This window comes from Shewanella sp. 5S214, from assembly GCF_041439795.1.
Classification (GTDB): domain Bacteria; phylum Pseudomonadota; class Gammaproteobacteria; order Enterobacterales; family Shewanellaceae; genus Shewanella; species Shewanella vesiculosa.
On the sequence record NZ_JBGOOV010000020.1, the window covers coordinates 63,582 to 77,902 of the forward strand.

At 40.8% G+C, this 14,321-nt stretch carries 12 protein-coding genes; 8 read left to right on the plus strand and 4 right to left on the minus strand.

Going from position 1 to position 14,321, the window contains the following annotated elements:
• Nucleotides 1-152: 152 nt before the first annotated feature.
• On the plus strand, nt 153-650 hold the full coding sequence (locus ACED29_RS13985; protein ID WP_124018249.1) for a LuxR C-terminal-related transcriptional regulator: 498 nt from the start codon (nt 153-155) through the stop codon (nt 648-650).
• Nucleotides 651-773: 123 nt separating this feature from the next.
• Here ACED29_RS13985 and ACED29_RS13990 read toward each other — a convergent pair whose 3' ends face one another.
• Nucleotides 774-1,577 carry a sulfite exporter TauE/SafE family protein gene (locus tag ACED29_RS13990; RefSeq protein WP_371697901.1) on the minus strand — a complete coding sequence of 268 codons (804 nt, stop codon included), beginning with the start codon at nt 1,575-1,577 and terminating at the stop codon, nt 774-776.
• 297 nt (nt 1,578-1,874) lie between these two features.
• Entirely contained in the window at nt 1,875-2,354 is a 480-nt protein-coding gene (gene greB, locus ACED29_RS13995; RefSeq protein ID WP_124018251.1) for a transcription elongation factor GreB, read from the minus strand.
• 227 nt (nt 2,355-2,581) lie between these two features.
• Between greB and ACED29_RS14000 the strand changes: the two genes are divergently transcribed.
• The 6 genes from ACED29_RS14000 to ACED29_RS14025 all read left to right on the plus strand — a co-directional run bounded on the left by ACED29_RS14000 (nt 2,582) and on the right by ACED29_RS14025 (nt 11,909).
• Entirely contained in the window at nt 2,582-4,954 is a 2,373-nt protein-coding gene (locus tag ACED29_RS14000) for a Tex family protein (RefSeq protein WP_371697902.1), read from the plus strand.
• Nucleotides 4,955-5,160: 206 nt separating this feature from the next.
• Nucleotides 5,161-6,831, plus strand: a complete 1,671-nt coding sequence (locus ACED29_RS14005) for a phosphoethanolamine transferase (protein WP_371697903.1) — start codon at nt 5,161-5,163, stop codon at nt 6,829-6,831.
• 70 nt (nt 6,832-6,901) lie between these two features.
• Nucleotides 6,902-7,270: a diacylglycerol kinase gene (locus ACED29_RS14010; RefSeq protein ID WP_124018281.1), complete on the plus strand. Its 369-nt coding sequence runs from the start codon at nt 6,902-6,904 to the stop codon at nt 7,268-7,270.
• A 134-nt stretch (nt 7,271-7,404) separates the two neighbouring features.
• Complete coding sequence (locus tag ACED29_RS14015) at nt 7,405-8,082, plus strand: response regulator transcription factor (RefSeq protein ID WP_124018253.1); 678 nt, start codon at nt 7,405-7,407, stop codon at nt 8,080-8,082.
• Nucleotides 8,079-9,515 (plus strand): sensor histidine kinase KdpD, encoded by a 1,437-nt coding sequence (locus tag ACED29_RS14020; protein WP_182697677.1) that lies wholly within the window; start codon nt 8,079-8,081, stop codon nt 9,513-9,515. The genes ACED29_RS14015 and ACED29_RS14020 overlap by 4 nt, the downstream gene beginning before the upstream one ends.
• A gap of 456 nt (nt 9,516-9,971) precedes the next feature.
• Nucleotides 9,972-11,909, plus strand: a complete 1,938-nt coding sequence (locus ACED29_RS14025; protein ID WP_347690498.1) for an LTA synthase family protein — start codon at nt 9,972-9,974, stop codon at nt 11,907-11,909.
• Here the strand turns inward: ACED29_RS14025 and ACED29_RS14030 are convergent.
• The gene (locus ACED29_RS14030; RefSeq protein WP_371697904.1) at nt 11,901-12,404 is read right to left on the minus strand and encodes a hypothetical protein; all 504 of its coding nucleotides are present in this window, start codon (nt 12,402-12,404) and stop codon (nt 11,901-11,903) included. The genes ACED29_RS14025 and ACED29_RS14030 overlap by 9 nt on opposite strands.
• A 71-nt stretch (nt 12,405-12,475) precedes the next feature.
• The gene (gene bioH, locus ACED29_RS14035) at nt 12,476-13,270 is read right to left on the minus strand and encodes a pimeloyl-ACP methyl ester esterase BioH (RefSeq protein WP_371697905.1); all 795 of its coding nucleotides are present in this window, start codon (nt 13,268-13,270) and stop codon (nt 12,476-12,478) included.
• Nucleotides 13,271-13,313: 43 nt separating this feature from the next.
• Between bioH and ACED29_RS14040 the strand changes: the two genes are divergently transcribed.
• Nucleotides 13,314-14,120: a ComF family protein gene (locus ACED29_RS14040; RefSeq protein WP_371697906.1), complete on the plus strand. Its 807-nt coding sequence runs from the start codon at nt 13,314-13,316 to the stop codon at nt 14,118-14,120.
• The last annotated feature ends 201 nt before the right edge of the window (nt 14,121-14,321 follow it).

Here is a 14,321-nt window from a genome sequence, read left to right on the forward strand (position 1 = left end):
ATGTTGGTGTTACATCGCATGGGTAGCATGTATCATAAACCCCCTTATGGTACATATGTACCACAGCGTAAGATTCTGATTTAATTTGTTAAATTATCTTGCATTATTTTTGGGGTTATTTTTTATTATTGCTTTGCGTCAGGATTGTTACCATGAAAAAAGATGTTTTTATTATTATATTATTGCTGTTGATAACGTTATTTAAACTTTTTGACATCTTTGCTGACTTGCAACTCAACCTCCCAACTTGGCACATTGCACAAGAGGGGATCTTAGTATTGCTTACCATATTGGGCAGTATTTATTTAGGTTTCGATCTGATACGCAGCTCTCGCCAGGTAAAAGCCCTTAGAAGTAAACTCGTAAAAGCAGATAAGCAGATTAATAATATGTCGAGCCAAATGCATGCTGCCAGACAAGAATACAGCCTAACAATTGCAGCACAATTTACTGCTTGGGGATTTACCAAAAGTGAACAACAAGTGGCACTTTTACTGTTAAAAGGCCTCAGTTTCAAAGAAATTGCCGAAGTACGTTTAACCAAAGAAAAAACCGTTCGCCAACAAGCATCAACCATTTATAGTAAAGCACAAGTTGATGGACGCCATACTTTGTGCGCATGGTTTATGGAAGATTTTATTCAGGAATAAAGTCGCAATAAAACGCTAGTGACAATTATTAGCAACTATTTTTAGAGTATGGATTACTGCTCAACACCCATTATGGGTTTTAAGCTGTATTGATAATCGTTGATTACGTATTTCAGTTTAATATCATATTATTGAAATCAACATCTTAATGCTCAATATAATCAGCAGAACCGCAAATACTTTCTTTAACAGTGACACGGGTAACTTGTGGGCCAGTAGTGCACCATAGGGGGCGGTGATAAAACTGGTTACTGAAATTAATACCACTGCAGGCAGATATACATAACCTAAGATATAGTCATTTACTGACGAAAAACTCCAACCATTAATCAAATACCCAATAGTACCTGTTATAGAAATGGGGAGCCCGATAGCTGCAGATGTACCAATGGCCTTCTTAATGTCAATGTTCTGCCATGTTAGGTAGGGGACGGTTAGAGAGCCACCACCAATCGAGACTAATGCTGATATAGATCCTATACCTAAACCCGCTGAAAATAAGCCTGCAGGCCCTGATAACTGCCTTGACGGTTTTGGTTTTTTATTTAAAAACATCTGCGTCGCTACAAATGCCATAAATAATGCAAAAAAGATCCCCAGATATAATGAACTTAAATATGAGGCTAAAAATGTTGCAGTAAATGTACCTAAAATAATGCCTAAAACCATACCTTTAACAGCCAACCATACAACCGCACCTTTTGCATTATGAGATCGGAAACTGGAAAAAGAAGTGATCACCATGCAAGCCATTGAAGTTCCTAACGCCAAATGCACTACATGATCGATAGCGATACCGTGCAATAGGAATATAGAGGTTAATGTCGGGACTAAAATCCCACCACCACCGATACCTAATAACCCAGCCATAAAACCGACAAAAGAGCCTAATAATAAAAATAGTAAAATCCACTCAAGTTGTAACATCTTCACTCCATATTCAATATTCAATATTTTTATAAAATCATCAATATAGTCTTAGTATATTTATCAGTTTGTGTGGCGAAAATGACCTTTGGGCTTTGGCGCTTTAATGCGTGGTGAGCAAGGTACTCTGCATATAATCTAGAACAAAACGATGGCGTTTCTCGCTTGCAATTCAAAAGGTTATTTCAGTTGTGCAGTGTGGTAGTTGTGGTTAGGTGATTCATCATTAAATTCATAAATGAGTTGTCATTGCTTATGATAAACACCACTAAGTAGGTTACAGTTAGGCACACTAGGCTATGGTTTGGCATAGGTGATTTTATTGATGTACCAGATTTTATCGCCTTGGGGAGTACTGACCACGGCTTCATCGTCGACTTGTTTTTTGAGTAAGGCGCGCGCCATTGGTGAGTCGATGGAGATGTAATCTTTGCGTTCGTCATAAATTTCTTCTGGACCGACAATTTTAAACGTTTTGATATCACCTGCATCGTTTTCGATTTCGACAATGGCGCCAAAAAACACTTTGCCTTCTTGCTCTGGGGCGTAATAGACGATTTTGAGCTCTGGCAGCAGCTTACGTAAATAGCGTACTCTACGGTCAATTTGCCTTAATAAACGCTTATTGAAAGTGTAATCTGCGTTCTCTGAGCGATCGCCAAGACTTGCCGCCCAGGTGACAATTTTGGTCACTTCAGGACGTTGTTCTTTCCACAAGTAGTCGTGCTCAATTCTGAGTTTGTTATAGCCTTCTAAAGTGATTAGCTTTGTTTTCACGCTGGGTACTCTTCTATGTGGTCGATTAACTGTGCCATGTTGTCTGTGGTTAAAAAATTTACAACTAAGAAGCCGCAATATTTATCTGTGTGTTTTAGCACTTCAGGCCTGATGATGCATTCTTTTTATTGATTATCTTAAAAGCCTTTCGTACTAGCAGCGAACTGATGGTCTTTATGGTATCTTTGACATAATTTTATTTTAAACCATGTCGAATTCGATTGATTATGCATAATATTGCCCAGATTATCGCTCAAGAACTTAATGTCCGTGAACAACAGGTCACAGCGACCATTGCGCTATTAGATGATGGTGCAACAGTGCCGTTTGTGGCGCGTTATCGTAAAGAAGCAACCGGTGGTTTAGATGACACCCAGTTGCGTAACTTGTTTTCTCGCTTAGGGTATTTACGTGAGTTACACGATCGCCGTGAAGTGATTTTGTCGAGTATTGGCGCCCAAGGGAAATTAACTCCAGCGTTAACTCAAGCGATTAATGACGCCGACAGTAAAACCCGTCTTGAAGATTTATACCTACCATTCAAGCCAAAGCGGCGCACCAAGGGCCAAATTGCTATCGAAGCAGGTATTGAGCCGCTGGTCGATGCTGTGTTGGCTGATCGCCAATTAGATCTAGATAGCAAAGCCAGTGAATTTATTAATCCTGCAGCCGGTTTTGCCGACATTAAAGCTGTGCTTGATGGTACACGGTTTATTTTAATGGAACGCTTTGCCGAAGATGCAGAATTACTGCGTAAAGTTCGCCAGCATTTAAGTCAGCAAGCCGTTCTTGAAAGTCGCATGGTAAAAGGCAAAGAAAAAGAAGGCGCTAAATTCCGCGACTACTTCGAGCACAATGAGTTGATGAGCAAAATCCCATCACATCGTGCTTTAGCCATGTTACGCGGTCGTAATGAAGGCATGTTAAGCCTATCGATGAACGCCGATCCTGACACCCAAGCTACTGAAGGCAGTTATTGTGAAGTGATTATTAGCGATCACTTTGGATTGCGTCTCAGCAACAGTAGTGTTGATGAATGGCTGAAAACAGTAGTGACCTCGACATGGCGGATTAAAGTTGCTCTGCAAATGGAAACTGAGTTTATTGCCAAGATGCGTGAGAGCGCAGAAGAAGAAGCTATTAAAGTGTTTGCCCGTAATCTGGGTGATTTATTGATGGCAGCACCTGCAGGTGCTAAAGCGACCATGGGGCTTGATCCTGGGATTCGTACGGGTGTGAAAGTAGCGATTGTAGACAACACAGGTAAGCTGGTGGCCCACACGACTATTTTCCCCCATGCACCACAAAACTTGTGGGACAAGTCGATTCGCACCCTAAGTAACTTAGTCGCAATGCACAAAGTGAGCATTATCGCGATTGGTAACGGTACTGGCTCACGTGAAACCGACAAGCTTACCGGCGAGTTAATTGCGGCCATGAAAGAGACGCATCCAACGCTGACTAAAGTGATTGTCAGTGAAGCGGGGGCATCTGTGTATTCGGCTTCTGAATTTGCTGCTAATGAATTTCCTAATCTTGATGTATCTATTCGTGGCGCTGTCTCTATTGCACGTCGCTTACAAGATCCGTTGGCCGAGCTGGTAAAAATTGAACCAAAAGCCATTGGCGTAGGGCAATATCAGCATGATGTTAGCCAAAGTCAGTTATCGCAGTCGCTGGACGCTGTGGTCGAAGATTGTGTGAATGCCGTGGGTGTTGATTTAAACATGGCATCGGCACCATTATTGGCTCAAGTGGCTGGATTAACCAAAGCTTTAGCCAAAAACGTGGTTGATTTTCGTGATGCGAATGGCCAATTTACTAACCGTAAGCAACTATTAAGTGTGGCCCGTTTAGGGCCTAAAGCTTATGAGCAAGCGGCAGGTTTTTTACGTATTCGTAATGGCGATAATCCTCTGGATTCTTCATCTGTTCACCCCGAAGCCTACAGCTTGGTTGAGTCGATTGCTAACGCTAAGCAATTGCCGTTAACAGAACTGATCGGTAATAGTGATTTGTTAAAACAGATTAACGCTGCCGATTTTGTCACTGACGCATTTGGTATACCTACCATTAATGATATTTTGGCCGAACTAGACAAGCCTGGTCGCGATCCCCGCGGCGAGTTTAAAACCGCGACGTTTAAAGACGGTATCGAAGAGTTAAAGCATCTTAAAGTTGAGATGATTTTGGAAGGCGTGGTCACTAACGTGACTAATTTTGGTGCTTTTGTCGATGTGGGCGTACATCAAGATGGTTTAGTGCATATTTCATCGTTAACCGACAAATTTGTTAGTGATCCGCACACCATAGTTAAAGCGGGTGATGTGGTGAAAGTCAAAGTCATGGAAGTCGATATTGAGCGTCGTCGCATTGCATTAAGTATGCGTCTTGACGAAAAAATCGATACTGAAAAAGCGACCAGACAGTCACAACCTAAGCCACAAAATAGTCACCATAAAAAGTCAGCCGCGGCTAAGTCTTCAACGAATACCCAAGCTGCGGGGCATAATAAACCTACTAATAAGCCAGTCAAAGTGCAGCAAAATGCTGCTATGGGCAATGCGTTTGCTGACGCTTTTGCTAAACTTAAAAAATAGCCTATTAACGTCCAGACTCCACACTCTATATTAATAGAATGTTAATTATTAAAACCCTTTCATCTTAGATGTTAGGGTTTTTTGCTTATTAGGCCATATTATTGAAACTGAATTAACAAAACAGCAATAATTCAGTTTATATTAAGTGAATCTTAAGTTTCAGAGTGGAATATCGCCACCAATCAAGTTAATAGTGAGTGGCAACATTGAAATTACTAACGCAAACACTATCTCGTATTACCCCAAAAAGTTTCAGTTATGAGGCAATGATCTTCATCATTGCTATTTATTTTGGGTTTGTGCTGAATATTCCGCTAATACGTAAAATCTATGAGTTATCCACAGAGGGGCATGTACTTTTTTCTCTGTCGCCAGCCATTTTACTGACTGGCTGTTTTATGCTGATATTCAGCTTCTTTGCGTATAGATTTGTGTTTAAACCCGTGATGATTGTATTACTACTGACGTCGTCTGCGGCAATGTACGCCATGCTAAAATATAACGTCATGTTTGATTACGGCATGATTGAAAATATTTTCGAGACCAATTCAGGCGAAGCATGGTCATATGTCAGTCTCCCTTCCGTTGGCTATGTGTTGCTGCTAGGTATTTTGCCATCTATTTTGCTTTATCGCGCTAAATTAACCAGTGGCCCATCATTCGTTAAAGCCATCTTGCAGCGTGTTGGATTTACGCTAGTGAGCTTGGCAATAATCGGAGTTATGGTGCTGTTTTTCTACAAAGATTACGCATCGGTAGGGCGTAATAATAAATATCTTAATAAGATGATTATTCCGGCACATATTTTTAATACAGTTAAGTATTTAAATAACCGTTATTTTACTGAAAAATTAACCTTTAATCCTATTGGTCAAGATGCACACTTGCTGGCTAACAGTAATAACAAACCGACGTTGATGGTCTTAGTTGTTGGTGAAACAGCCCGCGCGCAAAATATGGCTTATAACGGTTATCAACGTGATACCAATCCTTACACCCAAAATTTAGGGATTATTGCGCTGCAAAATGCGTTTTCTTGCGGGACTGCAACTGCCTACTCTTTACCTTGTATGTTTTCACGGTTGACTCACGATAATTACAACCGTGAAGCTGCTGATGCGCAAAATAATGTCCTAGATGTGATAAAGAATGCCGGTGTTGAAGTCACTTGGTTTGATAGTGATGGCGGTGATAAAGAAGTCGCAGCCCGCTTGACCAAGATTGATATTGCGCCTAACGATGATCCTATATTATGTGATGGTTCAAGTTGTTATGACCAAGTGTTAGTCAATAAGCTTAGTGCTAAGTTGAAGCAAGATGTTGAAAACCAAACTTCTTCAGGCAAAAACAGCTTAAATAATCAGATGATTGCTTTGCATACTATGGGGAGCCACGGCCCGACCTATTGGAAGCGATATCCTGAAAATATGCAGCGATTTTCACCAGCATGCAGTCGCAGTGATATTGAAAACTGTACTGATGAGGAGATCGTCAATGTATATGACAATACCCTAGCGTATACCGACTATATATTAGCCGAAACCATTAAAGTACTGCAGCAATACCAAGATAAATATAATGTCAGCTTAGTGTATCTTTCTGATCATGGAGAGTCTCTGGGTGAAAACGGCATGTATTTACATGGCACACCTTATGCCTTTGCACCTAAGGAGCAAACTCATATTCCTTGGTTTATGTGGTTGCCACAAGACTACACTCAAGCGAAAGGAATGGATCGTCAATGTTTGGTTAATTTAGCTCAAACAGGGACTTTTTCCCATGACAATTTGTTCCACACATTACTAGGGCTTTATGGGGTTGCAACTTCGGTACATGATCCAAAGTTAGACATCACCACAGCGTGTAAAACTAATTAAAGTGGCCGGATAAATGACCTCATCAATTTCAAATTCATCTTCTAGCCAGCGCAATGACGAGAGTATCAACATGGAAAAAATAGTGGTTAAACGTACCGGTATAATGCGTTTACTTTATACCTGTAAAAATACCTTTAATGGCTTAAAGTGGATGTGTCGCAATGAAGCAGCATTCCAACAAGAGTTACTGCTGTTTATCCCATTAACGATATTTGCTTGTATGGCCAATATTAGCGCACCACAATCGGCTATATTAGTGTTGGCATTATTGTTTGTGTTGTTTGCAGAGCTGGTTAACACCGCCATAGAGGTAGTGGTTGATCGTATTGGCTTAGAGTTTCATACCTTGTCCGGTTTAGCCAAAGATATTGCCTCGGCCTTTGTGTTTATTAGTATGTTAATGGCTGTCATTGTGTGGTGGGTTATTTTGTCGGCATAGCTGACTTAACCCTAGTTGCTAGCTTGTTATGCAAAATAGTTGCAATAAGGACTCATAATCGTTTTAGGTAATGGTTCTTTTTGCAACATTAATCGCGATGTGGATAAAGGCGTAATTATGATAAAGGACACTCAATGAAAGTGCTGTTAATTGAAGACTCAGAAGCCTTGCGTCGCGGCATTAGAGTTGGCTTAGATCATTTAGGCTATACCGTTGATGAAACCGGTGATGGTTCTGAGGGATTAAGCATGGCGCTGACTAACCAGTACGACTTTATTATTTTAGATTTAATGTTACCTAACGTCGATGGTATCAGTTTACTCAAAAGCATCCGTAAACTGGGTAATCAGGCTAAAGTCATTATTTTATCAGCTAAATCTCAAGCTGAAGATCGAGTCAATGGACTATTATCGGGGGCCGATGATTACCTGACTAAACCTTTTTCGTTTGACGAATTACAAGCCAGATTAATCACTCTTGGGCGACGGGGTGTACTTAATCAGCAAGTTAAATCGATTTGCATTGCTGACTTTGTTCTCGATACCAGTAATAAGTCTCTGCATGTAAACGGTCACTATATCGACCTGACTAAAAACGAATTTAAAATCGTTGAGTATTTATTTAACAACCCTAAGCAAGTGCTTAATCCTGAACAAATTAGCGAAGCCGTCGTAGGCTCTTTTAACCATTTGTCGAAAAATACTATTGAAGCGCATTTGTCGTCGGTGCGTAAAAAGGTCAAAGCCGTTGGATCAACGCTACCCATTAAAAATAAGCGCGGTTTTGGTTATTTTGTGGGTGAGCACGAATGAAATCGTTAACCACAAATTTAGCCAACACCATGACCTATGTGGTATCGGCTATTTTAATTTTAGTTTTTTTTGCTATTGATATCAGCATAGATAATTGGGTTGATGCTGAATTTGATAATGCCTTAACCGACAAGTCTAATTACCTAAAGACCTTAGTTAAAGTCACTCCAAAAGGTACTGAATTTGATTTTTCTGGCGAATTTATGCCTGAATTTGGCTCATCAACCAAAGCGAGTTTCTTTCAATTATGGCAAGGCTCGAACGTATTCGAGCGCTCTGAATCGTTAACTCAATACAGCGATGCAAATTTACTCAAAAAAGACATACCACTTAACAGTGCGGTTTTTGCTGATGTCGTGTTACCCGATGGGCGAGACGGTCGAGCAATGGTGTCCTACTTTGAGCCGCAAATTCCCAAAGCAAACCGCGCAATGATAAGCAAAGTCGAACCCATGTGGTTAACGATAGCCATTACAACGGAAGACTTAAGTCAAATTTCAGTGATTATTGATTCCACCTTAGGCATTGGTTTATTGCTGGTTATTGTGCTGATACGCTGGGCCGTCATTAAGGTTATTTATCGTGGTTTAACACCGCTGAACGAATTAAATATGTCTTTAAAAACGGTCAATGTTAATGAAAAACATATTCCGCTGTCTTCCGACTCTGAGCGCTATCTTGAGATTGAACCCATACGCACAGAGCTCAATAAGTTTGTCAAAATTAGCCAACAATACTTACAAACTGAAAAGCGTATTACTGCTGATATTGCCCATGAGCTGAAAACACCTATCAGTGAATTGATCAGTTTGAGTGAAATTTACATTCGTTATCCAGACGATGAGCGCATTGGGGGAAGTTACAAACAAGATGTACTTAGTATTAGCTTACGGATGAAAACGATAGTTAATAATTTATTATTATTGCAACAAGCCTCATCTGAAAGCATTAATCTGCACTGCCAACCTATCAATATTAATGATCTGATGAGCCGCGTTATCGATGAGCTGGCCTTTAAGTATTCAGCCATTCATGCTCGTTTAATGATTGATAATCGTGCTGCGGATAAAAATTATCTTATTGATGAGTTTTCTTTACATCTTATTTTAACCAATCTGTTTGATAATGCGCTGTACTACAGTCCAGCAAAATCAATGATTCCAATACGATTAACGTCAGATAGCCAAGGGTTAGTGATTAGTATTGAAAACCAATTACTCACTTGTATTAATGCCAATGATTTAGAACGACTCACGTTACCTTTATTTCAAGCGGAACAATCACGTTCAAATAGCGATCGCCATGGGTTAGGTTTAGCCATTGTGGAAAATGTTGCCAAATTGAACGGGTTTACATTTAGCTTTGAGTTAGTATCGACAGATAAGATTATGTTTACTTTACATATTCCAGTAAAAGCTGACCGTGAGACATGATTGTTTTAAGTCAGATCACATTGAAGAGATAAACGATTGAGCTGAATCGTTAATAAAAGGTTAGTATAGCCGCCTTTATCAGTGAACTTTGATAATGAATCAGAGTCTTAGACTAAGATAGTTTTAGATCCAATGATCCCTGTCTTTATGATTTTTCATTAATATATTGATAAGTAAAAGAATAAAATATTTAATTTGATTGAATAGATCAAATTATTAAGGCCTTATTCATCAGCATAATACGGGTAAAAATACCAACATTAGTCTGTTGTAAATAACAATCATGTTACGTTTGGCTCGTCTTGTTGCATCTAAATTGCGCATGTAGCAAAAAATAACAAAATATCGGAGCAATAAATGGCTGTAAATTCCTTTAGGTATAACGCACGTTCTGCGCTGCCTTCTTCATCACAACATTCGCGAAGCTTACTCCAAGCCATTATTATATTCAGTGTTATGTCACTTATTATCTTGAGCTTGAGTCGCCTAGGTTTGTCTTTGTGGCAGGCCGATCGCGTCAGTGATGCGCAAGGTTGGGGTTATATCTTTATTCAAGGTTTACGAGTTGATTTTGCTTCTATGTGTTGGTTATGGGGCATTGCAGCCTTAGGCACAGTCGTATTTTCGGGTGAGCATTTAGTTGGCCGAGTTTGGGTAACAATATTACGAGTGTGGCTAACGCTGGGCTTGTGGGTGATCATTTTCCTTGAAGCATCATCGCCGTCATTTATTGCCGAATATGGTTTTAGACCTAATCGCTTGTATGTTGAATATCTGGTGTATCCAAAAGAAGTATTATCGATGTTATGGGCAGGGCGTAAAGCCGAGCTTATTTTGTCGGCAGTGATCACCATTGCGACCTTATGGGGTGGCTGGTGGTTTACTGGTAAGCTTACGCAGAATATTCGTTATCCTAAATGGTACTGGCGTCCGGTGCTTGCTGTGATTGTGATTGCCGTGACTATATTAGGTGCACGTTCATCGTTAGGGCATAGACCACTTAATCCTTCATTAGTGGCTTTTTCTGACGATCCTTTAGTTAATTCTCTGGTACTTAATTCATCTTTTTCATTAGTTTTTGCGATTAAACAAATGGGTAACGAAGAAGATGCATCGAAAGTGTATGGCAAGCTAGCTGATCAAAAAGTGATTGATATTGTGCGCCGTGAAAGTGGCAGACCACTGAGTGCATTTACGTCATCCGCCATTCCAACCTTGTCGTTCAATCAAGCTAGTTATACTGGCAAACCAAAGAATCTAGTGATCATTTTACAAGAAAGTCTTGGTGCGCGTTTTGTCGGCAGTTTAGGTGGTTTACCGCTAACACCTAATATTGATGAGTTATCTCAACAAGGGTGGTTTTTTGAAAACCTATACGCTACAGGCACACGCTCGGTAAGAGGTATTGAGGCGGTGACAACTGGCTTTACGCCTACGCCAGCTCGTGCAGTGGTTAAGCTGGGTAAGAGTCAAACTGGCTTTTTTACCATTGCTGATTTATTAAAACAACATGGCTATACCACACAGTTTATTTATGGTGGAGAAAGTCACTTTGATAATATGCGCAGCTTCTTTTTAGGCAATGGTTTTACCGATATTGTTGATCAAGGTGATTATAAAGATCCTGCATTTGTCGCATCTTGGGGCGTGTCTGATGAGGACTTATTGTTCCGTGCTGATGAAGAGTTTTCACGCATGCATAAAGAGGGCAAACCATTCTTCAGTTTAGTGTTTAGCTCAAGTAATCATGATCCTTATGAGTTCCCTGATGACCGTATTGAGCTGTATGAGCAACCACAATACACCATGCATAACGCGGTAAAATATGCCGACTATGCAGTGGGTGAGTTTTTCAAGAAAGCCAAAAAATCAGAATATTGGAAAGACACCGTATTTTTGATTGTGGCCGATCATGACAGTCGTGTTGGCGGTGCTGCACTCATACCTGTCTCTCGTTTCCGTATCCCAGGGCTTATTTTAGGTGACGGAATTGCGGTGAAGCACGATCCACGGGTTGTGAGCCAAATTGATATGTCGCCGACGTTAGTTTCGTTACTGGGTATTTCGGATAGCTATCCAATGCTAGGCCGTGATTTAACCAAAGAACCTGATTCTTGGCCTGGCCGCGCGATGATGCAATATGATAAAAACTTTGGCTTATTAGAAGGGAATAAAATGACTATTTTACAACCTGAATTACCGCCTGAAAGTGTGACTTATGATTTTGCGACTGAAAAGCTAACGCCAACCAAATTAGATGATGCACAAGCAGAAGCGGCATTAGGTTGGGCATTGTGGGGCAGCCTTGCCTATAACAAAATGTTGTATCGCTCAGAAAATACACAAGCAAAGCCGACGATCACTGATCTGGCTACTCCCGCAGTATCACGCTAAGATTTTTAACTGAGATTCAATATTTGGAGCGGATTGTTGTTGATAGAATTGACCAATCCGCTGACCAAATTGTTGGTATGCCGCACTTGATAAGCCAGAGTCTATAAACTGGCGTTGTTTGGATTCTGCTGTTGCTTTAGGGTTATTTGGTTGGGTCTTTAACTGAATATCTTTACGTTGCAGCGCTGGAGTCTGACTAGCAATAATTCTGATGGTCTGAGGCCGAGCCATAGGTGAAGCGGGTATTTTAGACTCAACTGATTGCTGAGCGACATTTTGTTGTTGACGTTTAGTTTGTTCTTGCTGTTTTTTCTCTGCAACAATATACGCGTTAGCACGCTCATTTTGCGGATTTAATTGGCGTTCTTCATGGCCTTTGGTGGGTTCTTGTGGCGGAATAACCGGTGGTTTTTGTTGATTGTCCACACGAGCAAGATCCGTCGCAACATTTGAAGTTGCTAGCGGTATCTGCGGATAATGAGTGGTAATAATCATCTAGACCTTGTCCATAAGATGTGCTGGCTAAATTATAGTCAATATTTCACTAAGGCTAAAGTGTTATTAGGTTATTTTTGGCTGTATTTTATGATCCAGGGTAATAAATGGCTTAAAAATAGCTCTGGATGTGAAATAAAGGGCGCATGGGATGCTTTATGTAGTACGACGTCTTCAATGCTGTCACTTTGCGGTAATGCGCTGATGATCTTTCTCGGCACCAAACTGTCTAACTTACCCCAAATTCGTAACCACGGCTGTTGTATTTGAGCGATTCTTGTACGCAAATCTACTTGCGCTAACATATCCAATCCTTGGGATAATCCTTGTTGTGTCGGCAATGGTTTGCTTAACACTAAGCTTTTTATTTGTTGGATATCCGCTTTGGGATTATCACTTCCCATGGCTTGAATCGCCAAAAATCGTTCAACGGTACGAGTTAAGTCACGGCTTAATTGGCTTGAAAATTGTGCCAATACATCTGGCTGGATACCAGGCCAAGTTGGATTAAGCTCATTTGCTTCCCGGCTCATAAAGCAGGGCGATGAGGCAATCGTCACTAATGCTGCTACAGACTCTGGATAATCAATGGCAATTTGACTCGCAATTAAGCCACCTAATGACCAGCCAATCCAAATTGCCTGCTGTGGAAGTTGCGCTGCAAGTGCTTGTGACCATTGCGTTATGTCACCATCAATGTTGCCACTGAGGCCAAACCCCGGCAAATCCACATAATGCACTCTATACTGGTGCAAGGCGCTTTTTAACGGACTAAAGACTTGGTTATTCACGCCCCAACCGTGTAATAGCACTATGTCTTGGCCTTGTGAGCCTAGGGTATCAATATGCAATGCAGGAAAACTCACGGTTAACACCTCTTTTGAGTCTATTTAATGGAATGAATAGCCAATGCCGTCAATCAATAATTCAATCAACATCACCCACATATTACGTTTATGCGCCAAGCGCATTCAGCGTGCTAGGGTTATTTTACTAGGCAGTTTACCCAACCGTTGCTTGCTGTGCCAGCAAAGGATAGATCAAATGGATTATGAACAATTGTTTGCTAATCAAGTGCTCACTGGTGTATGCCAGGTGTGTTTAGCGGCAAGTTTGTACCAACATGAAGTGTGTTTAGGTTGTGGCCGTGAAATCGCACTGTTGCAAGCATATTGTGGTAAATGCCTTAAGCATACGCCCAATGTTGTGGTGGCACCTTGCAGTTATCATCAAGGACTAGGCCCTCTGATTGCCGCGATAAAATACCAACAACAATGTGCACCGCTTAACGCGATAACTCAGCAATTAGCTTGTCGAATTGCCTTACTGATTAAACATGGCATCATTAGGCGACCACAGGTGTTGATCCCTGTGCCTTTGCATCCAAATCGTTTACGACAGCGAGGCTTTAACCAAGCTTGGTTAATTGCGAAACAACTTAGCCGATTAACGGGTATTCCGCTAGACGACAGTTGCTTAACTCGGGTGGTTGATACTGCGCCGCAAACAGGCTTAGCGGGTAAACAGCGGCGCAAGAACTGCCATGGCGCATTCCAGTTACAAGCGGAGATTCGTTATCAGCGTGTTGCGTTAATTGATGATGTGGTGACAACCGGTACAACCGTAGATGAAATAAGCCGATTATTTAGTGCACAATTTGTTCATGTACAAACATGGTGCCTTGCGCGGGCTGAGGCTCCGGGATTATTAGATTAGCTCGATTGTGGGTTAGATTAATTCGACTTGAGTAATAACAATATTTTTTATAAATAAAAACAATTGGCTAATACCTGCTGCAAGCCCTGTTACAGTGCGTTTTGCATTTTTTGTAAGCTTAAAAAACGTTGAACTAGATCATTTTTTTACGATCAAATCTCATGGACACTACAAAGCTAATGCAACACAGAGTATCATAGG